The organism is Actinorectispora metalli (assembly GCF_056323685.1).
The window spans coordinates 3,805,829-3,832,408 of the sequence record NZ_JBREYE010000001.1 but is presented as its reverse complement, the minus strand read 5'-3'; the positions used below and the strand labels follow the sequence as shown (position 1 = coordinate 3,832,408).

General features: G+C 67.0%; 24 protein-coding genes and 1 pseudogene. 7 read left to right on the top strand and 18 right to left on the bottom strand.

Annotated elements, in window-relative coordinates:
* Nucleotides 1-50 precede the first annotated feature (50 nt).
* Nucleotides 51-3,143 carry an NACHT domain-containing protein gene (locus ACU6XJ_RS17950; protein ID WP_476312704.1) on the top strand — a complete coding sequence of 1,031 codons (3,093 nt, stop codon included), beginning with the start codon at nt 51-53 and terminating at the stop codon, nt 3,141-3,143.
* On the opposite strand, the gene smc is transcribed toward ACU6XJ_RS17950, so the two are convergent.
* Together smc and ACU6XJ_RS17940 are read right to left on the bottom strand one after the other, a co-directional pair.
* A complete protein-coding gene (gene smc, locus ACU6XJ_RS17945) occupies nt 3,101-6,742 on the bottom strand; it encodes a chromosome segregation protein SMC (protein ID WP_476312701.1) in 3,642 nt (1,213 codons plus the stop codon). The two genes, ACU6XJ_RS17950 and smc, sit on opposite strands and share 43 nt — an antisense overlap.
* Nucleotides 6,743-6,869: 127 nt before the next feature.
* Nucleotides 6,870-7,157: an acylphosphatase gene (locus tag ACU6XJ_RS17940; protein WP_476312698.1), complete on the bottom strand. Its 288-nt coding sequence runs from the start codon at nt 7,155-7,157 to the stop codon at nt 6,870-6,872.
* 89 nt (nt 7,158-7,246) lie between these two features.
* Here ACU6XJ_RS17940 and ACU6XJ_RS17935 point away from each other — a divergent pair, with 89 nt between their 5' ends.
* The gene (locus ACU6XJ_RS17935) at nt 7,247-7,960 is read left to right on the top strand and encodes a CAP domain-containing protein (protein WP_476312696.1); all 714 of its coding nucleotides are present in this window, start codon (nt 7,247-7,249) and stop codon (nt 7,958-7,960) included.
* A 5-nt stretch (nt 7,961-7,965) separates the two neighbouring features.
* Entirely contained in the window at nt 7,966-8,409 is a 444-nt protein-coding gene (locus ACU6XJ_RS17930) for a hypothetical protein (protein ID WP_476312693.1), read from the top strand.
* A 367-nt stretch (nt 8,410-8,776) separates the two neighbouring features.
* Here ACU6XJ_RS17930 and ACU6XJ_RS17925 read toward each other — a convergent pair whose 3' ends face one another.
* The 9 genes from ACU6XJ_RS17925 to kdpF all read right to left on the bottom strand — a co-directional run bounded on the left by ACU6XJ_RS17925 (nt 8,777) and on the right by kdpF (nt 18,484).
* Nucleotides 8,777-9,466 carry a cation efflux transmembrane domain-containing protein gene (locus ACU6XJ_RS17925; RefSeq protein ID WP_476312690.1) on the bottom strand — a complete coding sequence of 230 codons (690 nt, stop codon included), beginning with the start codon at nt 9,464-9,466 and terminating at the stop codon, nt 8,777-8,779.
* The gene (gene cmtR, locus ACU6XJ_RS17920; RefSeq protein WP_476312687.1) at nt 9,463-9,810 is read right to left on the bottom strand and encodes a Cd(II)/Pb(II)-sensing metalloregulatory transcriptional regulator CmtR; all 348 of its coding nucleotides are present in this window, start codon (nt 9,808-9,810) and stop codon (nt 9,463-9,465) included. Before cmtR ends, ACU6XJ_RS17925 begins: the two co-directional genes overlap by 4 nt.
* A 179-nt stretch (nt 9,811-9,989) precedes the next feature.
* Nucleotides 9,990-10,583, bottom strand: coding sequence for a DUF6879 family protein (locus ACU6XJ_RS17915; RefSeq protein WP_476312684.1), 594 nt, complete (start codon nt 10,581-10,583; stop codon nt 9,990-9,992).
* Nucleotides 10,584-10,749: 166 nt separating this feature from the next.
* Entirely contained in the window at nt 10,750-11,430 is a 681-nt protein-coding gene (locus ACU6XJ_RS17910; RefSeq protein ID WP_476312681.1) for a response regulator, read from the bottom strand.
* The gene (locus ACU6XJ_RS17905; RefSeq protein WP_476314082.1) at nt 11,427-14,000 is read right to left on the bottom strand and encodes a DUF4118 domain-containing protein; all 2,574 of its coding nucleotides are present in this window, start codon (nt 13,998-14,000) and stop codon (nt 11,427-11,429) included. The genes ACU6XJ_RS17910 and ACU6XJ_RS17905 overlap by 4 nt, the downstream gene beginning before the upstream one ends.
* 50 nt (nt 14,001-14,050) lie before the next feature.
* Nucleotides 14,051-14,656, bottom strand: coding sequence for a potassium-transporting ATPase subunit C (locus tag ACU6XJ_RS17900; RefSeq protein WP_476312678.1), 606 nt, complete (start codon nt 14,654-14,656; stop codon nt 14,051-14,053).
* A 5-nt stretch (nt 14,657-14,661) separates the two neighbouring features.
* Complete coding sequence (gene kdpB / locus ACU6XJ_RS17895) at nt 14,662-16,731, bottom strand: potassium-transporting ATPase subunit KdpB (protein ID WP_476312675.1); 2,070 nt, start codon at nt 16,729-16,731, stop codon at nt 14,662-14,664.
* A complete protein-coding gene (kdpA, locus tag ACU6XJ_RS17890) occupies nt 16,728-18,389 on the bottom strand; it encodes a potassium-transporting ATPase subunit KdpA (protein WP_476312673.1) in 1,662 nt (553 codons plus the stop codon). The genes kdpB and kdpA overlap by 4 nt, the downstream gene beginning before the upstream one ends.
* Nucleotides 18,389-18,484, bottom strand: a complete 96-nt coding sequence (kdpF, locus tag ACU6XJ_RS17885; protein ID WP_476312670.1) for a K(+)-transporting ATPase subunit F — start codon at nt 18,482-18,484, stop codon at nt 18,389-18,391. The genes kdpA and kdpF overlap by 1 nt, the downstream gene beginning before the upstream one ends.
* A gap of 431 nt (nt 18,485-18,915) precedes the next feature.
* On the opposite strand from kdpF, the gene ACU6XJ_RS17880 reads away from it, so the two are divergent.
* Entirely contained in the window at nt 18,916-19,380 is a 465-nt protein-coding gene (locus ACU6XJ_RS17880) for a hypothetical protein (RefSeq protein ID WP_476312668.1), read from the top strand.
* Between the two features lie 349 nt (nt 19,381-19,729).
* On the top strand, nt 19,730-20,167 hold the full coding sequence (locus ACU6XJ_RS17875; RefSeq protein WP_476312666.1) for a MarR family winged helix-turn-helix transcriptional regulator: 438 nt from the start codon (nt 19,730-19,732) through the stop codon (nt 20,165-20,167).
* A 65-nt stretch (nt 20,168-20,232) separates the two neighbouring features.
* Here ACU6XJ_RS17875 and ACU6XJ_RS17870 read toward each other — a convergent pair whose 3' ends face one another.
* The 7 genes from ACU6XJ_RS17870 to ACU6XJ_RS17840 all read right to left on the bottom strand — a co-directional run bounded on the left by ACU6XJ_RS17870 (nt 20,233) and on the right by ACU6XJ_RS17840 (nt 25,418).
* Nucleotides 20,233-21,360, bottom strand: coding sequence for an HAAS signaling domain-containing protein (locus ACU6XJ_RS17870; protein ID WP_476312664.1), 1,128 nt, complete (start codon nt 21,358-21,360; stop codon nt 20,233-20,235).
* Nucleotides 21,357-21,680 (bottom strand): PadR family transcriptional regulator, encoded by a 324-nt coding sequence (locus tag ACU6XJ_RS17865; protein ID WP_476312662.1) that lies wholly within the window; start codon nt 21,678-21,680, stop codon nt 21,357-21,359. The genes ACU6XJ_RS17870 and ACU6XJ_RS17865 overlap by 4 nt, the downstream gene beginning before the upstream one ends.
* A gap of 573 nt (nt 21,681-22,253) precedes the next feature.
* Nucleotides 22,254-23,195: a bifunctional DNA-formamidopyrimidine glycosylase/DNA-(apurinic or apyrimidinic site) lyase gene (gene mutM / locus ACU6XJ_RS17860; protein ID WP_476312659.1), complete on the bottom strand. Its 942-nt coding sequence runs from the start codon at nt 23,193-23,195 to the stop codon at nt 22,254-22,256.
* Between the two features lie 3 nt (nt 23,196-23,198).
* A complete protein-coding gene (rnc, locus tag ACU6XJ_RS17855; RefSeq protein ID WP_476312657.1) occupies nt 23,199-24,074 on the bottom strand; it encodes a ribonuclease III in 876 nt (291 codons plus the stop codon).
* A 13-nt stretch (nt 24,075-24,087) separates the two neighbouring features.
* Complete coding sequence (rpmF, locus tag ACU6XJ_RS17850; RefSeq protein ID WP_476312654.1) at nt 24,088-24,270, bottom strand: 50S ribosomal protein L32; 183 nt, start codon at nt 24,268-24,270, stop codon at nt 24,088-24,090.
* Nucleotides 24,271-24,298: 28 nt separating this feature from the next.
* Entirely contained in the window at nt 24,299-24,871 is a 573-nt protein-coding gene (locus ACU6XJ_RS17845; protein WP_476312651.1) for a YceD family protein, read from the bottom strand.
* Between the two features lie 175 nt (nt 24,872-25,046).
* The gene (locus tag ACU6XJ_RS17840) at nt 25,047-25,418 is read right to left on the bottom strand and encodes a hypothetical protein (RefSeq protein ID WP_476312650.1); all 372 of its coding nucleotides are present in this window, start codon (nt 25,416-25,418) and stop codon (nt 25,047-25,049) included.
* On the opposite strand from ACU6XJ_RS17840, the pseudogene ACU6XJ_RS17835 reads away from it, so the two are divergent.
* Together ACU6XJ_RS17835 and ACU6XJ_RS17830 are read left to right on the top strand one after the other, a co-directional pair.
* Nucleotides 25,417-26,453: pseudogene (locus tag ACU6XJ_RS17835) on the top strand (Scr1 family TA system antitoxin-like transcriptional regulator). The gene ACU6XJ_RS17840 and the pseudogene ACU6XJ_RS17835 overlap by 2 nt on opposite strands.
* Complete coding sequence (locus ACU6XJ_RS17830; protein WP_476312647.1) at nt 26,404-26,571, top strand: DUF397 domain-containing protein; 168 nt, start codon at nt 26,404-26,406, stop codon at nt 26,569-26,571. The pseudogene ACU6XJ_RS17835 and the gene ACU6XJ_RS17830 overlap by 50 nt, the downstream one beginning before the upstream one ends.
* Nucleotides 26,572-26,580: the final 9 nt, after the last annotated feature.

Below are 26,580 nucleotides of genomic sequence, written 5' to 3'. Positions count from 1 at the left end.
GACCTTCCCCCACCACGATTGACCTCCCGCGATTTCCGGAGGTACGAGCGGTGCCCAAACTCCTCAGCTACGCCGACGCCGTCAAGATCCTCGGCGGCAAGGACAGCGAGACCGTCGCCAGACTCGACAACCTGGCAGGCGGCCTCATCCTCGGCACAGCCGCAGCCACCGGAGCGCTGCCCACCCTGGGCCTACTCGGCGCCAAGAACGAGGCAGTCCGCCTAGGCAACAAGCTGATCACCGGTATAGCCGAAAAACTCCGCGGTCAAAGTCGCTACGACCGCACACGGCGCATCGCGGCTGCGCACGGAATAGTGGTAGTGAGCGCCTACTTCGAAGCGCTCCAGAAACTCCCGCTTCCATTCGATCTCGCAGAACTCGAACTTAGCAGAGCCGAGCAACTCCGATTAACCACAGGGGACGATCACGGCACAAATCATCTCGACGGCATCATAGAACTCATTCTGCTCGCCGATCTACCGATTCCCGCTGCGCATTCACCGCTTGAGACCACACTGGAACGTCTCACGGAATACTACTTCACCATTGGTGTTCGACTGGCCTCATTCGTAAATGGCCTAAAACAGTGGGAAGAACTTCCTGACCGCTTCCGTGAAAAGTTCGCCAAACAACTCCGAGAAGAAGCAGTAGCGGAATCGAAGATTTGCTACGAAACACACTTGCGCAAATTAGCCTCAGAATGCCCCGAAGTCGCCCTATGGGCCAATTTTGTCGATCACCAAGCAACAAGAAACCAGGTCCGAGAAGTACGAAACAGCCTTCAAGGACTGGAGCGGCTGCTCTCGGAACTGACCGAAAACAGGGTCCCCCGACACGCCCGGGAATCTCTCGCTGTCCGCTATCGGGCCGCATTGGACAAACCCATCCTCACCGCGGGTGATATGCCAGAGAACCTGCGTATCCCCTTGCTGGGCGAAGGCTACGTAAACCCCGACTTCCGCGTCACCAGCGAGACACGTTGTTTGTCACAGGACTCCTGGTGGTCAACGCTGCCGGTTCGCGAAGATCTCGAAACGTTTCTCGCCGGACACCTGACCTCACTGAGGTCCGTGATGGCGCCGCTGGTGGTGCTCGGACAGCCGGGCTCAGGCAAGTCGGTCCTGACGAAGGTACTGGCGGCTCGGCTGCCGGTCAGTGATTTCCTCGTCATCCGAGTCCCCCTCCGGGAAGTACCGGCCGATGGTTCTATACAGCGGCAGATCGAGGCCGCCGTCGCGGACTTGACCGGTGAGAACACCTCCTGGCCGGAACTCGCCAGATCGGCGGAAGGCGCACTTCCCGTCGTGCTGCTGGATGGATTTGACGAGTTGCTCCAGGCTACCGGCACCTCTCAGTCGGATTACCTGGAAAAAGTTTATGAGTTCCAGGACCGCGAAGCCGAACTTGGACGGCCGGTCGCGATGATCGTGACCAGCAGAACTGCGGTCATCGATCGGGCACGGCTGCCGACGAGAACGGTCACCGTACGGTTGGAGCCATTCGGACAGGAACAGATCGCCGCATTCCTAACGATGTGGACCAAGGCAAATGGTGCCCTGCTTGCCGATCGCGGCCTGAGTCCATTGCCTCCACAGGTCGCCGTCCGCCATCCAGAACTCTCCGCCCAACCGCTCCTCTTGATGATGCTCGCGCTCTACGACGCCGACAGCAACGCATTGCAGCGAGAGGGAACCGCCATAAGCAGTTCTCAGCTGTACGAACGCCTGCTGACGAGCTTCGTCCGCAGAGAGATCGAGAAGACCGTGCCATATCTCCCGCCACAGGGGGTGAAGCAACTCGTCGAGGATGAGCTGCTCGACCTGTCGATCACGGCGATCGGGATGTTCAATCGCGGGCAGCAATGGATCACCGAACAACAACTCGACAATGACCTCACCGTGTTGCTGCCTCACCGGGGAGTGGAGCCATCGCAACAGGGACTGGGGGCACGGCTGACACCGGCTCAGCGTATTGTGGGGCGCTTCTTCTTTGTGCATGAGGCGCGAGCCACCAGGGAAGCTGAACGACTCCGGACCTATGAATTTCTTCATGCCACCTTCGGCGAATTCTTGGTGGCGAGACTCATCATGGAGGAACTTCGGGAACTCGCACTTCGAGCGTCCACCATTTCCCGACGCCGACCCGATCCAGTCGACGACAGCTTCCTGCGAGCTCTGCTCGCCTGCCTGCCGTTGTCTCTGCGCGAACCCACTATCCGATTCTTAATGCAGTTATTTGACACAAAGCCCGCTTCAGAACAAGATCAAATTTGCACAGTACTCAGCAACCTTTTCAACGACTGCATGGACCCCAAAACTCCGACTGGATACGATAGCTACCAGCCAATTCCAAACTCCCTACCCGAGGGCTACGCTTGCTACTCCGCCAATCTTGTCCTACTATTGACGGCGACCGCAGGGTCATCCGGACTACTCGGAACACTCGTGTTCTCAAATGAGAGACCCATTGACAAATGGAGATCCATTACAAGGTTCTGGAAATCGCAACTGGATTCCGAATCCTGGGGAAGTCTCTGCGATACCCTCGCCCTGACCCCGGCCTGGAGCACTATGTCGCAAGATTTCAGAATCACAGCCTTCGGAAGTAGGCCGCAAACACCTGATATAGAATGGCTAGCCGAACGCCAAGCAAAAGACATGCACTTCCGCGACTCCGCCAGGCGATACATACTTCCGAATGCAAATGAGCGCAATATGGCCTGCGACAACGTCGTCGATTTTCATGAACTCGCCTATAAGGAGCTTTCGGATATACTCGAAGGCGCACCCTACGTCATTGCATTCGATGGAGAATATTGGTCCCCGGCACGCGAACTAGTCACACTTCTCCTAAACGAGGCATACCTAACCGAGAAAGATATCCTTACTCAACGGTACGAAAGGTTGATTAAGTTTGGCAAACGATGGCGAAGTTCTGACACGGAACGCTACTTCCGACTGATTTACATCAATATCATGTGCAATCACCAGCATTTGGATCGGGCGTGGCTACTGAGCACTCTCACCGATGAGATTTTTCGGCCGTTTCGTACGATGTCAGAGCGCTTTGATTGGGCCAAAGGGTTTGGGCACCTGGTCAATCAGGCCGTGCACGAGCCGCCCGCGACCGACAGTTCGGCGTGACCGTTCGGGGTGGGGGTGGGTTCGGTGCTGCGGAGGCGTTGGGAGATGACTCGGGTGATGCCGTCGCCGCGCATGCTGACGCCGTAGAGGGCGTCGGCGATTTCCATGGTGGGCTTTTGGTGGGTGATGATCAGCAGCTGGGACTTTTCGCGTAGCTGCTCGAAGAGGGTGATGAGGCGGCGGAGGTTGGTGTCGTCTAGAGCAGCCTCTACCTCGTCCAGGACGTAGAAGGGTGAGGGGCGGGCTCGGAAGATGGCCACGAGCATCGCTACCGCTGTCAGGGACTTTTCGCCGCCGGACAGCAGGGAGAGGCGCTTGATTTTCTTGCCTGGGGGGCGGGCCTCTACCTCTACGCCGGTGGTTAGGAGGTCTTCGGGGTCAGTCAGGAGCAGCCTGCCTTCGCCGCCGGGGAAGAGGGTGGCGAAGACGGTTTCGAATTCACGGGCCACGTCCTCGTAGGCCGAGGCGAAGACTTCCAGGATCTTTTCGTCGACGTCCTTTACGACTGTGAGGAGGTCGCGGCGGGTGGCTTTGAGGTCTTCCAGCTGGGTGGAGAGGAACTTGTAGCGTTCCTCGAGGGCCGCGAATTCCTCCAGGGCCAGGGGATTGACCTTGCCGAGCAGAGCCAGGTCGCGTTCGGCTCGTTTGGCTCGGCGTTCCTGGGTGGGGCGGTCGAAAGGCGACGGCGCTGGGGCCGTGACCTGTTCGCCGCGTTCCTTGGCCTGCTCGTATTCGGTGATTTCAGCGGAGCTGGGTGGGATGGGGGCCTGGGGGCCGTACTCCTCCACCAAGTCGTCCAAGCCCATGCCGAACTCTTCGGCGATCTTGGTTTCGAGCTGTTCGATGCGGAGGCGTTGTTCGGCTCGGAGCATCTCGTCGCGGTGGACGGCGTCGGTCAGCTTCTCCATGTCGGTGGAGAGTTCGCGGACCTTGGTGCGGACGGTGGCGACGGCGGCTTCGCGGAGGGCGCGTTGGGATGCTGCCTCGTCGCGTTCGGCTACCGCTCGGGTGAGGGAGAGAGTCATGCGTTCGAGGGCGATCTCGCCGGCTTGGACCACGGCCTCGGCTACGCGGGCGCCTCGGATTCGGGCTGCGGCGGCGGCTTCGGCTCGGGCGCGGGCCTCGCGTTCGGCCCTGGCCTGGCGGTAGAGCTGGTCGGCTTTGCCTGCGAGTGCCCTGGCGCGTTCCTCGGCGGTGCGCAGGGCTAGGCGGGAGTCCATTTCCTGTTGGCGGGAGGTGCCGAGGGAGGCGGCGATCTCGTCGCGGTGGGTGGTGTCGGGCTCCTCGTCCAGGGGCTCCGACTCGACCAGCAGGAGGCGTTCTTCCAGTTCCGTCAGCTTGGCGAGGGCTTCGGCGCGGGCGGCTTCGACCTTGGCGCGTTGGGCGGCGGCTCGGTCGACCTCGGCGGTGGCCGAGCGGGCGGCTTGGCCGAGGCGGGCGAGGCGTTCGGAGGTGCGGGCCTGGGCGACCTTGGCTTCGTTGCGCTGCTCGGCGATCGCGTTGACCTCGGCGCGGCGGGCCTGTTGTTCGGCTCGGGCGCCTTCCAGGGCGGCGCCTGCGGTCTCGGCGGCGCGTTGGGCGGCGCCGAGGGCTTCCTCTGCCTCATCGACGGCGGCTTGGACCTCGATGACGCTTTGGCTGCGGCCGGAGCCACCTACCGCCCAGTCGGCGCCGAGCAGATCGCCATCGGGGGTCACCGCGCGGACGGTCGGGTGGGTCGCGACCAGGGTGCGGGCTTCGTCCAGTGTGGACACGACCGCCACTTGGTCCAGGGCTCGAGCGAGGGCGGGGCGGAGGGCTTCGGGAGAACGCACCAAGTCGAGTGCCCAGCGGGAACCGTCCGGCAGGGACGGCCACTGGGAGCGGTCCATAGTGGAGGGTGCGTTGCCGACGAGGATGCCCGCGCGGCCGGAGTCGGTGGACTTCAGCAGTTCCAGGGCGGCCACGGCGTCGGACTGGCCGGATACCGCCACCGCGTCGGCGACGGTACCGAGGGCGGCGGCCAGGGCGATTTCGGCGCCCGGTTCGACGGTGAGCAGCGCGGCGACCGAGCCGAGCAGGCCGGGGAGTTTGGCGCCTGCGGCCAGTAGGGCGCCCGCGCCGTCTTTGCGGGTCAGGCCTAGGGACAGCGCGTCGACACGGGCCTTCCAGGAGGCGATGTCGCGTTCGGACTTGCGTTCCGCGGCCACCAGTTCGTCCACGCGCTGCTTGGCCACTTCGTGCGCGGCCACGGCTTGGCGGTGGCGTTCGTCCAGGTCACCGCGGCCGTCGTCGTCGATGCCGTTGGACTCCTGCTGGTCCTCGTACTCGCGCTGGGCGAGTTCGGCGCGTTCGGCTGCTTCGGCGAGGGCGATGGAGAGGCGTTCGATTTCCTCTGCGGTGGCGCTTGTCTTGCTACGCAGGGCCTCGACCTGGCCGGACAGGCGGGCCAGGCCTTCGCGGCGGTCGGCGACGGCGCGGACTGCCGCCATGTGCTCGCGTTCGGCGGCGGCCAGTTCGCGCTCGAGTTCGCTGCGGCGCTCGATGGAGTCGGTGAGGGTGGAGCGGGCCTGCTCGACGGCGGCTTGGAGCTCGTCCTCCATGGCTGCGACGTGCTCGGCCTCGGCCTCCAGCTCGTCGGGGTCGCGGCCGGTGCGGGCGGCTTGGACGGGCTCGGCGAGGTGGCGGTGGCGTTCCACGGCCAGTCGGACCGTGCCGCGGAGGCGTTCCTCCAGGGCGGACAGGCGGTACCAGGTGTCCTGGGTCTGGGTGACGCGCGGGGCGTCGGCGGCCAGTTGCTCCTCCAGCTCGGTGAGCTGGGCCTGCGCGACCTGGAGTGCCTCTTCCACCTCGGCGCGTTTGGCGCGGGCGGCGGATTCGTCGGCCTCGTCCTTGGCCAGCTCGTAGCGCTTGGACACCAGTTCGTCGGCGAAGAGGCGGAGCTTGGCGTCGCGCAGGTCGAACTGCACGGCCTGGGCCTTGCGGGCGATCTCGGCCTGCTTGCCCAGTGGCTTGAGCTGGCGGCGCAGTTCCGCGGTGAGGTCGGTCAGGCGGGTCAGGTTGGCCTGCATCGCGTCGAGTTTGCGCAGCGCCTTTTCCTTGCGCTTGCGGTGCTTCAGCACGCCCGCGGCTTCTTCGATGAAGGCGCGGCGCTCCTCGGGCTTGGACTCCAGGATCGCGGCGAGCTGGCCTTGGCCGACGATCACGTGCATCTCGCGGCCGATGCCGGAGTCGGAGAGCAGTTCCTGGATGTCGAGCAGGCGGCAGGAGTTGCCGTTGATCTCGTACTCGTTGGCGCCCTCGCGGAACATCCGGCGGGTGATCGAGACCTCGGTGTACTCGATGGGCAGTGCGCCGTCGGAGTTGTCGATCGTCAGGGTGACCTCGGCGCGGCCCAGGGCGGCGCGGCCGGAGGTGCCCGCGAAGATGACGTCCTCCATCTTGCCGCCGCGCAACGCCTTCGCGCCCTGCTGGCCCATCACCCAGCTCAGCGCGTCCAGGACGTTGGACTTGCCGGAGCCGTTGGGGCCGACGACACAGGTGATCCCGGGTTCGAAGCGCAGCGTGGTAGCCGAGGCGAAGGACTTGAAGCCCCTCAGCGTCAGGCTCTTCAAATACACGGTGCGCTTGCCTTCCTGATGATCGCTTTACCACATATCCCACGGCGTGGGTATCCGCAGAAGGGTACCTGTGGACCTGTTCGGACTCCGGCAACCCGCCCGCCACGACTGAGGGATCAGCGCGAGATCATCGTTCGCTGAATCCTGTGAGATTTCCCCTGGCGGCGAACCACTGCTCGACTACCGTGTCCACGGTTCCGGGAGTATCCCCCGATCGGAGCAGCGCCAGCAACTGGGTGCACGCGTCCCGATGGCCCTCCGCCACTACCTCCACCCGGCCGTCGGCGAGATTCGTCGCGGTGCCCACCAGACCGAGTTCGAGCGCGCGGCTGCGCGTCCACCAGCGGAAACCCACGCCTTGGACGCGGCCGTGGACCCAGGCGAGCAGGCGCACTTTCTTGTCGTCGGCTGTCAATACCTCTCCAAAACTTGTCACGCGGAGTCGAAAATCAACACCGCTTGATCCCTCGAAAGAGTGAAAAACCTCTAGTACGGTCCGTGGCCATGAGTGAGCGACAACGCCTCGGCAGCGGCAAGCGCAGGTCTCGCGGAACGTGGATCGCGCTGTCGGCCTTGGTGGTAGCGGCTCTCGGAAGTGGCCTCACCGTGTTATGGACGTTACCGGCGTCCAAGATCGCGGTTGCGACGGTGAACTCCGAAACCAGCACCCACCCTCTGTTCAAGGCGACCTCCCCGACGATCACCAGCACCAGCAGCGAATCCCCGACTCCCACTCCCACCACCACGACCACTCCCCCCGCCACCAGCAGCACAACGGCGAAACCCACCACCACGAAGCCGAAGACGACCGAGGCCGCCCCGACCCAGCCGAAGGCGCCGCCCGGCACGGACCCGGCCGTGGCGAAGGCCGTCGAGATCACCAACCAGCAGCGCGCGGAGGCGGGCTGTCAGCCGTTGAAGATCGACAACCGGCTCAACACCAGCGCTCAGGGCCACAGCTCCGACATGGCGGAGCAGAAGTACTTCTCGCACACCTCCAAAGACGGCAGGTCCTTCGCCGACCGCGTCAAGGCGGCCGGATACCCTAGACCCGGCGGCGAGAACATCGCCAAGGGCTACCGGTCGGCCGAACAGGTCATGGACGGCTGGATGAAGTCGCAGGGCCATCGGGAGAACATCCTGAACTGCGGCTTCAAGACGATCGGCATGGGCGTTGACGAGCGCGGTTGGTACTGGACGCAAAACTTTGGTTGGTGACTTGAGTGGCGGATCTGTCGGGTGAGGGCACCAAGCGGCGGTTACCCGCCCAGGTTCTGCTCGCGGGGGTAGGCGTTCTCACCGCCACCGTGTTCGCGTCCATCGCGACGCTGGCGGCCGCGGCGGCGGACAGCGACCGCGACGCCGCGGGCACGCCGTCCCCCGCCACCCGACCGGTCTCCTCGCCGCCGACGCAGCTTCCGGTGCCGGTGCTGTCCTCGCTCTCGTCCAGCGCGAGTTCGACCAGCACCACACCGTCGTCGAGCACCTCCCCGACGTCAACCACCCGGTCGGTCCCCGGTCAGACCGGCGGACCGACCGGTGGTCCCGGGACCACGCCACCCAAGCCGCCCACCCACACCACGCCGCCGAGGACCACGACCCCGCCGCCGACTCCGACGACGACCACTCCTCCCCCGACGACCACCGAGCCGCCGACCGGAACCTGAGCAGGCATGTTCAGGCGGGTGGCGTGGAACCCGATGGCGACGCTGCCTTTGGCCGAGACCTGGCTTCGTGGGGGCCGCCTGGCTCAGCGGGTGGAGTGCGGCTGATTGGGGATTCGTTGTTCGACATCGGCCTGTCGTGCCGCCAGGCACACGACTCGATGTGGCGTCGGATCAGGGCCATGAACTGCGGGACCGGCATCTAGCCAATAAGCAGCGCAGCCCTCCCACAGCCTGTGGGTGGTCTCCGGTTCGACCGTCTTCAGCAGCAGCGAATTCGCGCCTCAGGCTGTGCGACAGCGAAGTGGGTCACGAATCGTCGTGCGCGGACCGGCGGAAAGGTTGCCGGTCATCGAAGACGTGGTTCAGGTCAGCAGCAGTGTTGTCCGCGCCATGCTTCGCGGCCCTCCTTGACCGCCACCCCCGCGATAACCAGGGCGACGACCGGGTCGGCCCAGTACCAGCCCAACAGAGTGTTGAGCAGCAGACCGGCCAGCAGGACGCCGGACAGGTAGGTGCACAGCAGCGTCTGCTTGGAGTCGGCCACCGCGCTGGCCGAGCCAAGCTCACGGCCCGTACTGCGTTGGGCATGGGACAGGAACGGCATGACCACGAGGGAGACGGCGGCAAGCACGATCCCGGCGGTGGAGTGCGCGGCCTGTTCGACACCGGCCAGCGCCCGGACGGATTCGACCGTGACATACAGGGCCAGCGCGAAGAACGAGAGCGCGATGGCCTTCAGCGCGGCCCGCTCGCGTGCCTTGGGGTCGGCGCCCGCGAACTGCCAGGCCACCGCGGTGGCCGAGGCGACCTCGATGACCGAGTCCAGGCCGAACCCGATCAACGCGGTGGAATCGGCGATTGTCCCCGCGGTGATCGCCACGACGGCCTCGATGACGTTGTAGGTGATAGTCGCGGCCACCAGCACCCGCAGCCGCCGCGTCAACACGACGCGCCGCTGGTCGGCGTCGGCGACCGCCGTGGTCTGTGCTGAACAGCAGTGGTCGGCCGCGGCCTGATCGGTGGGCAACGGCAGGTCCTGGTGGGATGGCCCGATCATTCCGGCGCCTCCGATGCCGTCACGGCCGGTTCGTCAACGCAGGACTCGGTCGGTTCGACGGCGAGCACGACCTTGACCAACTCCCGCAAGGCCTGGGCCAGGTGCGGGTCCGACAACGCGTAACGCACCTGCCTGCCCTGATAGGTGGCCACGACCAAACCGCAACCACGCAGGCACGACAGATGATTCGACACATTCGACCGGGTCAACCCGAGCTGCTCGGCCACCTGAGCCGGATACCCGGCACCGTCGAGCAGAGCGATCAGGATGCGGCACCGAGTCGGATCGGCCAACGCCCGCCCGACCCTGGCCAGCGCCTGTTCGCGCGCTTTACTCCTCAACACCCGCCGAACAGTACAGTGCCTGATGAACTGTTCAGTGCGTCGTGATACGAACGTTGTCGATTCCCGGGCGGCAGTGACCCGCGCCGGATATAGCTGGGGCGCTCCGACTCAACAGATTCCTGCCGTACCCGAAGGCCTCGTCGTCAACGAAGCATTCGGGTACGGCACGGAGGGTGGCGTCAGAAGGACATGCACAGCGGCGGGGGCCGGTCCACGATCTCCCGGGTGAAGTAGTGCTCGAAATCCTCACCGCGGTCGTAAAGCCACCGGACGTCGACACCGATGCGCGCGATTGCCTCCGCCGACAGCGTGCGGTCGGCCCCCTGCAGGCGGCCCAGCTCGTCGTATTTGACGCGATACAGGATCTTTGTGCCCAAACCGACCAATTCGGGCAGTTCGCTGCAATTCAACGCCTCGCGCACGTCGCTCATTTTGAGCACTCGGATGTGCTCGCCCGCGTCCGCGCGGAAGCGCAGGGCGTGCATTTCCCAGTGCAGGTACGGCGTGAGGGGCTCGTCCACCAATCTCACCCGGATGCCGGAAAACGTCCGCTTGCCACCGCTCTGGTACCGGTTCGCCACCGAGCCCATCACCGCAGGTAGACGGTCCAGAGCCAGCTGCCACCTGCCGCTGTCGAGCGCGCACCAGCTGTCGCTTTCCGGCTCCTGTACGAACTGCCTGCATTCCAGCTTCCAGAACAGCTGGCGAACCTGGGCGTAACGCTGCCAGAAGTCTTCGAGATAGTCCTCAGCGGAAAGCGGCCTCCACTCCACGTCGTGTAGGGCTTCAAATAAAGGGCGGTCCGGTTTCGGGGGAACCGGTGGCATCTTCAACACCCCCAGTTATGTCACTATAACCGAGAGTAGCCACCTGAAATTACAACAGGCAAGTCCACGATCCGGTGATGAAGTGCAATACAACGCACACTCCGAGTGTCCGTCAGGTTTCGAAGCGGTAACCCATACCTGCTTCCGTCACCAGATGACGCGGACGTGAGGGTTCGGGTTCCAGCTTCCGCCGCAACTGAGCCAGATACACCCGAAGGTAGTGCGTCTCGGTGGCGTACGCGGGACCCCAGACCTCCTGGAGCAACTGCTTCTGCGACACCAGCTTCCCGCGGGCCCGCACCAGCACCTCCAGCACACCCCACTCGGTGGGCGTCAGGTGCACCTCTTTGTCCTCGCGGTGCACCTTCTTGGCCGCCAGGTCGACAGTGAACGACGCGGTCTCCACGATGGCCTGCTCGTCGTCGGCGGAGACGGTGGCCCGCCGCACGGCGGCCCTCAGCCGCGCCAGCAACTCGTCCATGCCGAAGGGCTTGGTCACGTAGTCGTCGGCGCCCGCGTCCAGCGCGTGCACCTTGTCCACCGAGTCGGTGCGGGCGGACAGCACGATGATCGGCACGCTGGTCCAGCCGCGCAGCCCGGCGATCACCTCGGTGCCGTCCACATCGGGCAGACCCAGATCGAGCACCACCACATCGGGCTTGCCGTCCACCGCGGCGCGCAGCGCGGCGTTCCCGTCGTGCGCGGTCAGCACCTCGTACCCGCGGGCGGTGAGGTTGATCCGCAGCGCGCGCACGATCTGGGGTTCGTCATCGATCACGAGCACCTTTGTCATGCTCTCGCCTCCGTGCCATGCGTGACCCCAGTGTTGTCCACCGTGGACGGTAAAGCAGCGGGCAAGCAGATGACTACGGTCAAACCACCGCCCGGGGTGTCTTCCGCCCTGATGGTCCCGTTCATCGCCTCGGTGAACCCTTTGGCCACCGACAGTCCGAGACCAACGCCACTGCTGGGACTGCGGTCGCCCAGCCGCTGGAATGGGGCGAACACCTCTTCGGCCGCGCCCTTGGGCAAACCGGGCCCGTGGTCGGTGACCCGCAGTTCCACCGTGCCCGCGTGCGCACTGGCGCGCACCACCACGTACGGCTCACCGTCGCCGATATCGGACGGGCGCCCGTGGCGCAGGGCGTTGTCCACGACGTTGGCGATGACCCGCTCCAGCAGGCCGACGTCGGCGCTGAGCAACGGCAGCCGCTCGTCCACGTGCACCGCGACCAGCCTGCGCCGCTCGTCCAGGCTGCGCAACGCACGGGCGACCACCTCGTAGTAACCGACGTCGCGGTACTGGGGGCGGACCGCGCCGGTGGCCAGGCGGGAGGAGTCCAGCAGGTTGCCCACCAGCGCGGTGAGCCGGTCCGCGGACTCCTCGATGGTCTCCATCAGCTCCGCTCTGTCCTGTTCGGACAGCGGCAGGTCACCGTCGCGGAGGCTGCCGATGGACGCCTTGATGGAGGTGAGCGGTGTCCGCAGGTCGTGGCCGACCGCCGAGAGCAGCGCGGTGCGCAGTTCGGTGGTGTCGGCGCGCTGCCGCGCGGCCAGCGCGTCGGCGGCGAGCCGCTGCTGGCGCAGCGCGAGCAGCGCCTGACCGGCCGCGGTCTCCACGACCCTGCGGTCCGCGGCGGCCAGCGTGCCGCCCCGCAGCGCGAGTTGCACATCGGCGGTGATGGGCACCGCGGTGTCGGCGTCATCGGGGGTGGTCGCGGGCGTGTGGCCCGCCGACGCCACCCGGCGCCAGCCCTTGCCGCGGCGCTCCAGCAGGCTCACCGAGGTGAGGCCGAAGTTCTCCCGGATCTGCACCAGGAGTTCCTGCACCGGGTCCTCGTGGGTCAGCACGATCCGGGCGTAGGAGGCCAGCAGCGCGGCCTCGGTGCGTGCCCTGGCGGCCTGTTCGGACCGCCGCGCCGCCCGGTCCACGACCAGCGCCACCAGGACGGCGACGAGGAGCATCGCGAGCAACGTGATCACGTTCTGCTGGGTGTCGATGTCCAATGTGTACAGCGGCGGGGTGAAGAAGTAGTTCAGGGCCAGCGCGCTCAACGCCGCCGCCAGCAGGGCGGGTCCCAGCCCGCCGACCAGCGCGACGATCACGGTGGCCAGTAGGTACCCGACCATGTCGGTGGACAGCACCAGGTGGTCGCGGAAGAGCACCCCGGCGGCGGTGAGCACCGCGGGCAGCACGAGCGCCAGCAGCCAGCCGAGCGCGATCCGCCGCGTGGGCATCGCGCTGCGCGAGGACCCGATGCGCAGCGGCTGCCGCGATTCGGGGTGGGTCACCATGTGCACGTCGATCGGACCCGAAGCCTGCACCACGGAGGCGCCGATCCCCTCGTCGAAGAGCCTGGCCAGCCGGGCGCGGCGGGAGGTGCCCAGCACAAGCTGGGTGGCGTTCACGCCGCGGGCGAAGTCCAGCAGCGCGGTCGGCACGTCCTCACCGACCACGGAGTGGAAGGTGGCGCCGACCGCGTCGGCGAGCTTGCGGGCGCGGGAGATGGCGTACGGGGACGGCCCGGCCAGCCCGTCGCCGCGCAACACGTGCACGACGAGCAGGTCGGCGCCCGCGCGGTGGGCGATGCGGCGGCCGCGGCGGATCAGCGTTTCGCTCTCCGGGCCGCCGGTGATCGCCACCACGACGCGTTCGCGGGTCTCCCAGGTGTCGGTGATGCGCTGCTCGGCCCGGTAGCGCTGGAGCGCGACGTCGACCTGGTCGGCCACCCACAGCAGCGCGAGTTCGCGCAGGGCGGTGAGGTTGCCGGGGCGGAAGTAGTTGGACAGCGCGGCGTCGACCTTGTGCGCCGGGTAGATGTTGCCGTGCGCCATCCGCCGCCGCAGCGCCTCCGGGGTGATGTCGACCAGTTCAACCTGTTCGGCGCGGCGCACCCACTCGTCCGGCACGGTTTCGCGCTGCCGCACGCCGGTGATGCGCTCCACCACGTCGTTGAGGGATTCCAGGTGCTGCACGTTGACCGTGGACAGCACGTCGATGCCCGCTTCGAGCAGCAGCTCGATGTCCTGCCAGCGCTTCTCCCGCTCCGAACCGGGCGCGTTGGTGTGCGCCAGTTCGTCCACCAGCGCGACCTGCGGCGCCCGCGCCAGCACGGCGTCGGTGTCCAGCTCGGCGAACTCCACGCCGCGGTGCTCGACGCGCCGCCGCGGCACCACGTCGAGCCCCTCCAGCAGCGCCTCCGTCTTCGCCCTGCCGTGCGTTTCCACGAACCCGACCACCACGTCGGTGCCGCGGTCGGCACGCCGACGGGCCTCGCCGAGCATCGCGAAGGTCTTGCCGACGCCCGGCGCGGCACCGAGGTAGATCCGCAGCTCCCCCCGCCGCCTGCCCGCCTGTTCCACCACACCTCCTGGTCCGTGAGTGGCGACCGATCTCTACCACTCACGGTGTTCTACCTGCGAAAAGTTGCCAGTGCTCTATTCAACTCCCCGACGTTGACCCGTGGCTCGCCGACGAAACCGAGGTCACGGCCCTGGATGTGGGCGGTGACCAGGCTTCGCACCTGATCCTGAGTGAGGCCGTTGGTTCGGGCCACCCGAGGGATTTGGAGCAGGGCGTATTCGGGGCTGATGTGCGGGTCCAGGCTGGAGCCTGAGGCCGTCACGGCGTCGGCGGGCACCTGGTTGGGGCGCACACCGTCGGTCGCCGCGATGAGCTTGCGGCGCTCCTCGATGAGTGCGGCCAGCTTGGTGTTGTCCATGGCCTTGTTGGAGCCGCCGGAGGTGGTGGGGTCGCCGCCGCCGAGGGGTTCCTCCGCCGCCGCGGCGGGCCTGCCGCGGAAGAAGCGGTCGTCGGCGCTGGTGACGTTGACCAGCTCCGAGCCCACCGGCAGGCCGTTGACGCGGACGATGGAGCCCTCGGCGTTCGCATGCAGACCGGGCAGCCGGGAGAAGCCCCAGATGGTCAGCGGGTACATGACGCCGGTGAGCACGGTCATGACCAGCAGCAGTCGCAGGCCTGCGCCGCTCTGGCGCAGAAACGCGGTTGTCCAACGCATGGTGATCACCCGATTCCAGGGATGAAGCGGACTACGAGGTCGATCAGCCAGATGCCCAGGAAGGGCGTGGCGATGCCGCCGAGGCCGTAGATGAGCAGGTTGCGGCGCAGCAGCGTGACGGCCGAGGACGGCCGGTACCGCACGCCTTTCAACGCCAGCGGGATCAACGCGACGATGACCAGCGCGTTGAAGACCACCGCGGAGGTGATGGCCGAGGCGGGGGTGGCCAGTCGCATGATGTTGATCTTGTCCAGTTGCGGGTAGATGGCCACGAACATGGCGGGCAGGATCGCGAAGTACTTCGCGAGGTCGTTGGCGATGCTGAACGTGGTCAGCGCGCCGCGGGTGATCAACAGCTGTTTGCCGATCTCCACGATCTCGATCAGCTTGGTGGGGTCGGAGTCCAGGTCGACCATGTTCCCGGCCTCCTTGGCGGCGGCCGTGCCGGTGTTCATCGCGACGCCGACGTCAGCCTGGGCCAGGGCGGGCGCGTCGTTGGTGCCGTCGCCGGTCATGGCGACCAGCCGCCCGCCCTCCTGCTCGCGTTTGATCAGCGCGAGCTTGTCCTCGGGTTTGGCCTCGGCGAGGTAGTCGTCGACGCCCGCTTCCTCGGCGATGGCCTTGGCGGTCAGCGGGTTGTCGCCGGTCACCATGATCGTGCGGATGCCCATGGCGCGCAGTTCGGCGAACCGCTCCGCCATACCGGGCTTGACCACGTCGGACAGCCGGATCACGCCGAGCACGCGGTTGTCCTCCGCGCACACCAGCGGCGTGCCGCCCTGGGCGGAGATGCGGTCGGCGAGGTCGTCCACTTCGGACGGCACGGTGCCGCCGTTGGTGCGCACCCACACCGCGACCGAACCGGCGGCGCCCTTGCGGATCTGCCTGCCGCCGAGGTCGATGCCGCTCATCCTGGTCTGCGCGGTGAACGGCACGAACTCCCCGGCCCGCTCCACCGCGTCGGGTTCGGCCGCCAGGCCGTGTTCGGCGACGCAGAGGTCCACGATGCTGCGGCCTTCGGGCGTCTCGTCGGCCAGGCTGGACAGCCGGGTCGCGGCGGCGAGTTCGGCGGTGGACACGCCGCCCACGGGCAGCAGTTCGGTGGCGCGCCGGTTGCCGAAGGTGATGGTGCCGGTCTTGTCCAGCAGCAGCGTGTCCACATCGCCCGCCGCCTCGACGGCGCGGCCCGATTTGGCGAGCACGTTGCGCTGCACCAGCCGATCCATGCCCGCGATGCCGATGGCGGAGAGCAGCCCGCCGATGGTGGTGGGGATGAGGCAGACCAGCAGCGCGGTCAGCACGATCACCGACAGCAGCCCGCCGGAGTACCCGGCCATCGGCTGGAGCGCGACCACCGCGAGCAGGAAGATGATGGTAAGGGTGGACAGCAGGATCGTCAGCGCGACCTCGTTCGGTGTCTTCTGCCGCTGCGCGCCTTCCACCAACGCGATCATGCGGTCCACGAACGACTCGCCGGGTTTGGTGCTGATCCGCACCACGACCCGGTCCGACAGCACGGTGGTGCCGCCGGTGACCGCCGAGCGGTCGCCGCCGGATTCGCGGATGACCGGCGCGGACTCGCCGGTGATCGCCGACTCGTCCACGGTGGCGATGCCCTCGACCACGTCGCCGTCGCCGGGGATGACCTGCCCGGCCTCCACGACCACCAGGTCGCCGACGCGGAGCTGGGTGCCGGGCACGGACTCCTCGGTGCCGTCCTCGCGGAGCCTGCGGGCGACGGCCTCCTTCTTGGCGCGCCGCAGCGATTCGGCTTGAGCTTTGCCGCGGCCTTCGGCGACCGCTTCGGCAAGGTTGGCGAACAGGACGGTGAACCACAGCCAGCCCGCGACCAGGAAGCTGAACACCCCCGGTTCGGCGATGGCCAGCACGGTGACCAGCACCGAGCCGACCCACACCACGAACATGACGGGGTTGCGGGCCTGGTGGCGGGGGTCGAGCTTGCGCAGCGCGTCCGGCAGCGAGGCCACCAGCTGGCGGGGGCTGAACGCGCCCGCGGCGACCCTGCTGGGCTGCGGCGGGGTTTCCACGGGACGGTGTTCCAGGGTGGTGCTCATGCCAGGGCCTCCGCGATCGGGCCGAGTGCCAGCGCGGGGAGGAAGGTCAGCGCGGCGACGAGGATGACGGTGCCGCCCAACATGCCCGCGAACAGCGGGCCGGAGGTGGGCAGGGTGCCCGCGGTGGGCGGGTGCTGCTTCTGCTCGGCGAGCGACCCGGCCAGTGCGAGCACCGCCAGAATCGGCACGAAGCGGCCGATGAGCATCGCCACCCCGAGGGCGGACTGGAAGAAGTCGCTGGTCACGGTGAGGCCGGCGAAGGCGCTGCCGTTGTTGTTGCCCGCCGAGGCGAACGCGTACAGCACCTCGGACAGCCCGTGCGCGCCGTCGTTGTTCAACGCGTTCACGGTGGAGGGCAACGCGAGGGCGAGACCGGCGCCGAGCAGCACCACGGTTGGCATGGCCAGCAGCGAGATCGCCGCCGCCGTGACCTCCCGGCGCCCCAGCTTCTTGCCCAGGTACTCAGGCGTGCGGCCGACCATCAGACCGGCGAGGAACACCGCGATCACGGCCAGCACCAGCATGCCGTACAGGCCCGCGCCGACCCCGCCGGGCGCGACCTCGCCGAGCAGCATGTTCAGCATCAGCACGCCGCCGCCGAGACCGCTGTAGCTGTCGTGCAGGGAGTTGACGGCGCCGGTGGAGGTGCCGGTGGTGGACACGGCGAACAGCACCGAGGACGGGATGCCGAAGCGGATCTCCTTGCCCTCCAGCGCCGCTCCCGCGGCCTGTCGCGCGATCCCACCGGTGCTGGTCTCCGCCCACAGCGCGATGGCGAACAGCCCGGCCCAGATGGTGCCCATCACGGCGAGCAGCACGTGGCCCTGCTTGGGCTGGCCGACCAGGCGGCCGAAGGTGCGGGTCAGGCAGACCGGGATCACCAGCAGCAGGAAGATTTCCAGCAGGTTCGTCCAGGCGTTGGGGTTCTCGAACGGGTGCGCGGAGTTGGCGTTCATGATGCCGCCGCCGTTGGTGCCCAGTTCCTTGATGGCCTCCTGGGAGGCGATGGGCGCCAGCGCGATGGTGTGCTCCTGCCCGTCCACGCCGGTCACTGTGACGCCCGAGGACAGGCTCATCACCGTGCCGAGCGCGACCAGCAGCACGGCGGCGATGGCCGCTCCGGGCAACAGGACGCGCAGCGTGCCGCGGGTGATGTCCACCCAGATGTTGCCCAGCCGGTCGGTCTTGGCGCGGGTGAAGCCGCGCACCAGCGCCACCGCGACGGCCATGCCGACCGCGGCGGAGACGAAGTTCTGCACGGTCAGCCCGGCCAGCTGCACGGTGTGGCCGAGCACCGCCTCCGGCACGTAGGACTGCCAGTTGGTGTTGGTCACGAAGCTGACCGCGGTGTTGAACGCGATGCCGGGCTCCACCGCGCCGCGGCCGAAGTCCAGCGGCAGCAGCGGCTGGAGGCGCTGCATCAGGTACAGGAAGGCGATGGAGGCGAACGAGAAGCCGAGCACGCCTGCCGCGTAGGCGCTCCAGCGCTGCTCGGAGTCGGGGTCGACCCGGACCAGGCGGTAGATCACCCGCTCCAGGCGGGTGTGTCTGCTGCTGGTGTAGACCTTGGCCATGTACTCGCCCAGCGGCTTGTACACCAGTGCCAGCGCAGCGAGAAGAAGGCCGACCTGCACCAGGCCGGCCGCGGTGGAAGACATCAGAATTTCTCCGGCCGAATCAGTGCCACGAAGAGATAGGCGATCAACAGCAGGGCGAGGATGCCGCCCGCGGTGTTTGCCAACAGATCAGTCATGTGCGTCCCCAGAACTCCTCGTGACGCGTCCCCAGTGAAGTTGTCACAGCCGCTCGAAACCTCGCAGCGTCAACGCGAGGCCGAGGAAAACGGCGATCAACAGCACGGCAAAGGCCATATCGGCCATCTGCACCGCGCTCCTCTCGTCCGGTCGGGCTGCCGCCGTCGGCAGCCGGTTCAGGCCAGGGTGCAGGTCGCAAACGCCGGTCCGAGGGCGGCTAACGACTCCTTGACACGCCCGAGGCACTCACTTACGGGATCCTGACGCGCCGGGTGACAGCCGTCTCCAGCCCGACATGATCGGCAAAGACCGCATAACGCCTGGTTACCAAGCCGTTATCCGCGCCTGCGCGGGCCGGGCTCCAGCGGTTCTCCAGCGCGTTAGGGAACCGTGTAGGCACATGATCAACAATCTCAGGAGGTGATTCGCCGTGGGCGATGCCGTTGACAGGCGGAGCCTGCTGCGGACGGTCGGCGGCGCGGGCGCCCTGACCACCGCGGGCCTGCTCGCAGGCGCGACCCCCGCCGGGGCCTCGCGTCCCCGCATGCACCCGGCCATCGGCAACTGGCGCGGCACCAACGCACGGCCGGACTCGTCGGCCCAGCTCATCGCCACCTTCCAGGCGGACGGTGTCGTGCACATCAACTCCGACGGCGACCCCGCCGCCGGGTCCTGGGCCCCGCTCGGCCCGAACACGCTGGAGTTCAGCATCCGGCACTTCGTCGTCACCAACGGCACCTATATCGGCGAGGTGCGCGCCTATCACAAGGCGACCATCAAGGGCGACACCCTGATGTCCGAGGGCAAGGCGGTGCTCGTCTCCCCGGACGGCAGCAGCACCCCCGCGATGCCGGTCTCGATCAACGCGCAGCGCTACGGCATCGAGCGCCTCTAGCCCCTCCCGAGCGCGGCGGGCGCCTTCTCCAGGAGGTGCGCCCGCCGCGTTCCCGTGCGCGGGTACGGTGCCATTTTGTGATCACCGGCCGGTGGAGTGCGTATTCACGGTGAGGCTCGACTCGCGGGCAAGCGATCTCCGCCACACGGGTCATGAGGCGGCACAATTGTCCAACTGGCCAGAAGCTACGCCGGACAGTGCAAGAAATGCCGTCGAATGTTGGCTCAATGAATCGCACTTTGCTCAAACGGATGCCGGATATGCCGGTCCGGCTGGACATGCACCATCCGATTCTGAAACTGTCCTGAATAGACGAAGCAGACAAAACCGAACTCGGAGGTGCAGGGTGGTGGCGCAGCAGGTCACCGAACAGGACGCGCTCGCGGTGGTGCTCGCGGTGCATCGACTCATTCGCAGCCTCCGCCGCGGACTGCCGACCTCCGATCTGCCGCCCACTCATCTGATCGTGTTGGCAGTGCTGTCCGAGCAGGGCCCGATGCGGCTGGGTGAGCTGGCCAACAAGGTGCCGTGCTCGCAGCCCACCGCGACGACGGTGGTCACCAACATGGAGCCCGGCGGCCTGGTCCGGCGGGAGCCCGACCCCGATGACGGCCGGGCGGTGCTGGTGACGCTCACCGAGCGCGGACAGAAGCGGATCAACGCGATGGCGCACGGGCAGGCGGCGCTGTTGGCGGAGCGGATGCGCGAGTTGTCCGACGATGAGCAGCGGACGCTGATGGCCGCGGCGCCGCTGCTGCGCAAGCTGACCGAGGATGTCACGGTCTGAAGCAGAGCATCGCGTCCCGCCATGCCCCCGATGCACGGCGGGGCGCGGTGCCCTCTGACGCCCGTTCAGCCCGTGGGCGGAATGGGGGTAGCTGGTTGAGTCGTCGTGGTTGTGGGCGTCGGCGTTACCGATGAGCCCGTTTTGGCCGGTACGACGGTCTCGAATGGAGCAGTCGGCTGGATCTCGCGGCAGCCGTTGGACCCGTATTCGGTGGTGGGCTGCGGGAACCGGTTGCGCTTGGTTTCCTCGTTGTTGTCGTACCGGCAGCGCTCGACACGCACCGCGATCGGGTTGCCCCGCTCGTCGTACAGGTTGGCCTCCGGCACCAGCTTGCCGTCCGGCCCGTAGACGAAGATGTTCTGGACGTGGTTGCCGTCCAGGCTCAGGCCCGGCGGGGAGTAGGTGGTGGGTGCGGAACTGCCGCCCGCCAGGTAGTAGCCGGGCAGGTGGTAGGAGCCGCCGAGGAACAGCAGCATGCCGATGGCGAAGGCGTTGGCGGGCACGATGAACCAGATGAGGCGGCGGTCGGTGCGGGTGCGGTAGCCCAGCCACACCGAGATCACGACGGCCAGCAGGCCGATCAGCACCCCGCCGACGAAGTTGACGCCCAGGACCCACGTCACGAGCAGCGCCGCGACCACGGCGCGGGCCAGCCACCAGACGGTCTGGAGGCTGGCGAAGAAGTCGATCGATGCCCCGACCGGGGTCCCGTTCTGGCGCTCCCGCCACTCGCGGACCTTGACCACCGGCGGAAGCTCCGCGATGGCGGGCACGCCGCTGCGGTAGACGAACCAGGCCGCGACCGCGGCGAACACCACGGCGACGAACAGCAGCAGGGCCATGCCGTCGTCGCCGAAGGTGGCGCCGAGGAAGGCGAAGATCGCGGCGAACGCGATGCAGTACAGCGCGAGGTTCGCCTGGGTCTCGGTGGTGGTCTGCTGCTGCTTGGCCACCACGTCGACGGCGGGCAGCCCGGCCGCGGCCCGCAGTTCGGCCGCGTAGGTCTCGGGCGTGCCCAACTTGGTGATCAACGCGGCGGTGCTGATGTCCGGCCCGAGTTCGTTCGCGACGGCGGCGAGGTGGCCGTCGAGATCCTCCAGGATCTCCTCAAGCTCGGCGGCGGGCACGTCGTCGAGCGCCACCTTGACGCGGGCACGGTAGTCGGTGACTGCGGTTTCCTCGATGGCGCTCATGCCGCCTCCCCCACCAGTTCTGTCATCGTCTTGGCAAAGGACTGCCAGGTGTGTGTTGATTCCTCGAGCCGCGAGCGGCCCTGATCGTTGAGGCTGTAGTACTTGCGGTGCGGGCCTTCCTCGCTGGGCACCACATAGGAGTTCAGCAGCCCGCCCCGGTAGAGCCGCCGCAGCGTCCCGTAGACCGAGGCGTCGCCGACCTCGTCCAGCCCAGCGGTCCGCAGCCGCCGCAGCACGTCATACCCGTACCCGTCCTCCCCGCGCAGCACCGCCAGCACGGCAAGGTCGAGCACCCCCTTGAGCAGTTGACTCGTGTCCATCCACCCTCCCAGCGGCACTCCTACGCCGCAGACACTACCACGCAATGCGCACTAGTGTGCTTGGACGCACCTCGCCAACCGGAGCGGCCGCGATTGCGGTTGGCGCTGCGGCTATGGACTGGACTGGGACTGAAACTGCGGCTGGAGCTGGGGCCTGGGGCTGGGCTGGGGCTGGGGCTAGCACTAGGGCTAGGGCTGGCACTAGGGCTGCGGCCGGGGCTGGAGGCTGGAGCTGAGGCATGGAGTTGGGGACCAGGACTGGAGGCTGGGGACTAGGGCTGGGGTTGCAGCCGGGACTGGAGGCTGGGGACTAGGACAGCGGCAGCGGCAGCGGGAGGTGCTTATCTTGACCGAGCTGAAGCGATCAATTCAAGATCGACTTCTCTCCCGGTTCTGTCGGTGCTCCAGGCTAGGCTGGAGATCGGGGGCTGCTCAGAACGCCTATCCCCCTGGGGCGACACCATGCGCACCTGCGGCGACATCATGGCCCCCTGGGACGACATCATGACCCCCTGGGGGCGCACCATGCCGATTCGGGTTTCCGAGATTAGGGCGCTGAAGCGGGGATGGCCGTCAGGGGTGGGGGTTGCGTGGGAGGGGCTGGCAGCGGGGGCAGGTGTAGGAGGAGCGGTTCATGAACGGGTCGCGGCGGATGGGGGTGCCGCAGCGGGGGCAGGGCTGGTTTTCCTGGCCGTAGACGTTCAGAGACCGGTCGAAGTAGCCGGACTGGCCGTTGATGTTGACGTAGAGCGCGTCGAAGGAGGTGCCGCCGACCTGGAGGGCCTCGGTCATGACATCGGTGGCCGCGGCGAGGAGTTCGGCGGCTTTGGCCTTGGGGAGGGTGGCGGTGGGGCGGGCCCAGTGCAGGCCGACGCGCCAGAGGGATTCGTCGGCGTAGATGTTGCCGATTCCGGAGACCAGTGTCTGGTCCAGGAGGGCGCGTTTGATGCCGGTGCGGCGGCGGCGCAGGGCGGTGACGAAGTGGTCGGGGTCGAAGAGGGGGTCGAGCGGGTCGCGGGCGATGTGCGCGATGGGCTCGGGGAGCAGTTCGACGCTCGCGGGCAGGTCGGGCGGTCCCCCGCTTCTGGACGGCCCGCCCGCCGGGGCGGATGGGTCGAGTACCGGGACGAGTTCGGCGAGGTGCAGGCCGCCGAAGGTGCGTTGGTCCACGAAGCGCAGCTGGGGGCCGTCATCGGCGAAGTCCAGGCGGATGCGGAGGTGCTTCTCGTCGGCTGTGCCGACGGCCTGGACCAGTAGCTGGCCGCTCATACCCAGGTGCAGGATGACGGCGTCGGAGCCGGGCTCAGGGTCGTCCAGTTCGAGCCAGAGGTACTTGCCTCGGCGGCGGGCGGCGGTGAGGACGCGGCCCTGGAGGCGGGCGCAGAAGTCCAGGGGGCCGGGCAGGTGGCGGCGGATGGCGCGCGGGTGCAGCACCTCGACGCAGGAAAGGGTCCTGCCGATCACGTGGTCGGCAAGACCCTTCCTGACGACTTCTACCTCGGGTAGCTCGGGCAAGGCCTAGGGCTTTTCTTCGCCTTCGGCGTCGCCTGCCTCGGCGGTGCCCGCTCGGGGGCCCGCGCCGTTGCCGCCGGAGCCCTTGGTGGGGTCTTCGGCCACTTCGCCGTTGCCTTGGGCGGCCTCGGAGATGGCTTCCGTGCGCTCGGCCTCGGCGATGAAACGGGCCTGGAGGGCGCGGTAGGCGGCCTGCGCGGCCTTCTGCTCGGCTTCCTTCTTGGTGCGGCCGACTCCGCTGCCGTAGGCGTCACCTGCGACGACAGCCGTCGCGGTGAACTCCTTGCGGTGGTCGGGGCCTTCTTCGGCGACCCGGTATTCGGGCACGCCCAGCGAGGCCGAGGCCGTGAGTTCCTGGAGGCTGGTCTTCCAGTCCAGGCCCGCGCCGAGCCGTGGGGCCTCCTCCAGCAGGTCGTCGAACAGGCGGTGCACGAGTGCCCGCGAGATGTCGATACCGTGCTGCAGGTAGACCGCACCGATCAGCGCTTCGAGGCCGTCGGCCAGGATGCTGGCCTTGTCCCGTCCGCCGGTGAGTTCCTCGCCGCGCCCCAGCAGCAGGTGTGCGCCGAGGCCACCGTCACCGAGTCCCCGCGCCACGGAGGCGAGGGCATGCATGTTGACGACGCTGGCGCGCAGCTTGGCTAGCTGGCCCTCGGCGAGGTTCGAATGCGTGCGGTAAAGGTGATCGGTCACAACGAGGCCGAGTACGGCATCGCCGAGGAACTCCAACCGCTCGTTGGGCGGCAGCCCACCGTTCTCATAGGCGAAAGAACGGTGGGTCAGCGCGAGCGTGAGAAGATCCTCGCCAAGGTCGATGCCGATCGCGGCGATCAGCTGGGCGCGGTCAGGTTCCGGTTCCCGCGGCGCCTTTCCCCCCGCCATGGCGGTACCCCGATCAGGCAGGCTCGACGACGCTGCGGCCGTCGTAGGTGCCGCAGGTCGGGCACGCGATGTGGGGCAGCTTCTTGGCCTTGCAGGCCCGGTTCGAGCAGTCCACCAGGGTCGGCGCGCTGGTCTTCCACTGCGAGCGGCGCATGCGGGTGTTGGCACGCGACATCTTGCGCTTGGGGACGGCCACGGCTAGTTCTCCTCTTGGGTGTAGATCCTCACCGGTCCGAACCGGTGTCACCGAGCCGCTCAGCGAGAGCGGCCCAGCGAGGATCAATCTTCTCATGCTTGTGGTCTGGACCGAGTTCGGCCCATTTCTCGCCGCAGTCCGGGCACAGCCCAGGGCAGTCCTCCGAGCACAGCGGCGCCAGCGGCAGTGTGAGCACGATGGCGTCACGGGCCACGGGTTCGAGGTCGATGAGGTCGTTGACGACCCTGCTGACCTCGTCTTCTTCGGTGGTCGCCTCGGTCGCGGTGTCCGGGTAGGCGAACAGTTCGGTGATCGACACCTCGACGGGTTCGGAGACCTTGTCGAGGCAGCGCGAGCACTCACCCTCGGCGGTCGCGGCGATCGTGCCGGTGATCAGCACGCCCTCCATGACCGACTCGGCCAGCAGCTCAAGCCTGACATCGCCGCCTTCGGGAACGGAGATGATGTCCGCGTTGCCGAAACCCCGCGGTGCGGGGGCGACCCGGGAGTAGCGTTTGCTGGCGCCTGCACGACGGCCGAGGTCCCGGGTGTCGATCACCCATGGACCGGCCGTGGCGGCACGCTTGGTTTCGGAACGCATCTTTCTCACGTACTCGGTCGGCGGAGCATGACCCTGCTGCTGGTAATGGGCGCGGTACCCGGGAATCGACCTATGCGCATGCGCGCACCAGTGACCCGATCGCGGCCAACTTGTCAAGGGTACGGCACTCCCCCGGAATGAGGAAAATTCGCCCCCGGCGCGTCGTCGGCGGGCGTCAGTCGCAGTCGGCGGACTCCAGCTTGTCGGCTCCGTCCGGACGGAGGTTCCTGGCGACCTTCTCCCGATCGGAGGCTGCCTGGTCCACGGCCCGGACCAGCTTGAGGAAGTTGTGCTCTGGCTTCTTCAGCTCATGGTGGATGGTGGCGACGGTGTGGCACGGCCAGTGCGCCCGGCAGCTGTTGCAGTTGCCGTTGCGGTGGGTGTGCTGGACCAAGAGCTGGCGAATCACGTCGCAGAGGTCGGGGATGAGCTCGCGGGCCAAAGTGGCGTCTCCATCGGACCAGTCGTCGTACTTGAGGGCGAGATGCTCGGTTTCGCCGAGGTAACGGAACATCTCATTGCTGAGCAGCCGAAAGGCGTCGGTCATGACAGGCGAAATGAGGTCGACCAAGGCATCCTCCGATAGGCATGGCGGAGCCCAGCGCCCCGCCAGAGATATAGGAGCCGGTTGTCACGCGGACAATCGAGCCTTCGATCGGGCGCAATTCCCCCAAACTCCCCGGCGCAGCCCCTTTTTGGTCTTACCGTCGACTCCGGTCAGTGATCAGCGGGCAACCGGAGGTGACATGGGCGGCGCGAGCGACAGAGAACCGACAATCCGAGCCCGTGAGCTGGGCAAGGCGTTGGCCGACGCCATGGAGCGCATGAACCTGAACCAAAAAGAGGCGGCGGAAATCCTCGACTGGGACCCAGCCAGGGTCTCCCGGCTTCTGTCAGGCAAGCGGGGAGGCTCGGAGCATGACGTCATCGCCTTCATGACGCTCTGCCACGTGATCGGCGAGGAACGCGCCCGTCTGCTGGAGATCTGCCGCGACCTGCACAAACCAGGCTGGCTTCAGCAGTTCGCCACTCCGTTGCCCGAACCGGTTCGCACATTGATCGATCATGAGGAGAGCGCCGTCCGGATCAGCGAATTCCAAGCCTCGGTGATCCCTGGGCTGCTTCAAACCGCAGGCTACGCGCGCGCGGTGATGGCTGGCTTTCGCCAGGTTCCGGAGGATGAGTTGGATGATCGGGTCTCAGCACGGATCAGACGCCAGAAAATCCTCGCGAAGAAGCATCCGCCCGAATGCACCTTCTTCCTTCAAGAGCTGCAATTCGACTTGCCCATCGGAGGCAGCGCCGTCATGGCGGATCAACTTCAGGCAACTTCAAGCTGATGGAGTTCGACCGGTTCAAGCCGGTGGCTTATCTGGATAGCGCCACCACATGCCTGTTCCTCGAACGCTCCAACGAGATCGAGACCTATCGTCGTGCCCTGTCTGACTTGGCAGACATTGCGCTCACTGAGGGACAATCGAGGGAGGTGATTGTCAGCCTGGCATCCCGGTACGCCAGCGAGAGGGATCGCGATGATCGTTTGGCGCAAGAGCAGCCACAGCGTGAACAACGACTGTGTTGAAGTAGCCGGTCGACTGACGGCGATCCTGGTGAGGGACTCCAAGAACCCAGCCGGTCCGGTGTTGTCCTTCCCTCCAGCGCGCTGGCGTGCTTTTGTGGAGGTTGCTTCGCGTTCGTAGTCGGTCGAT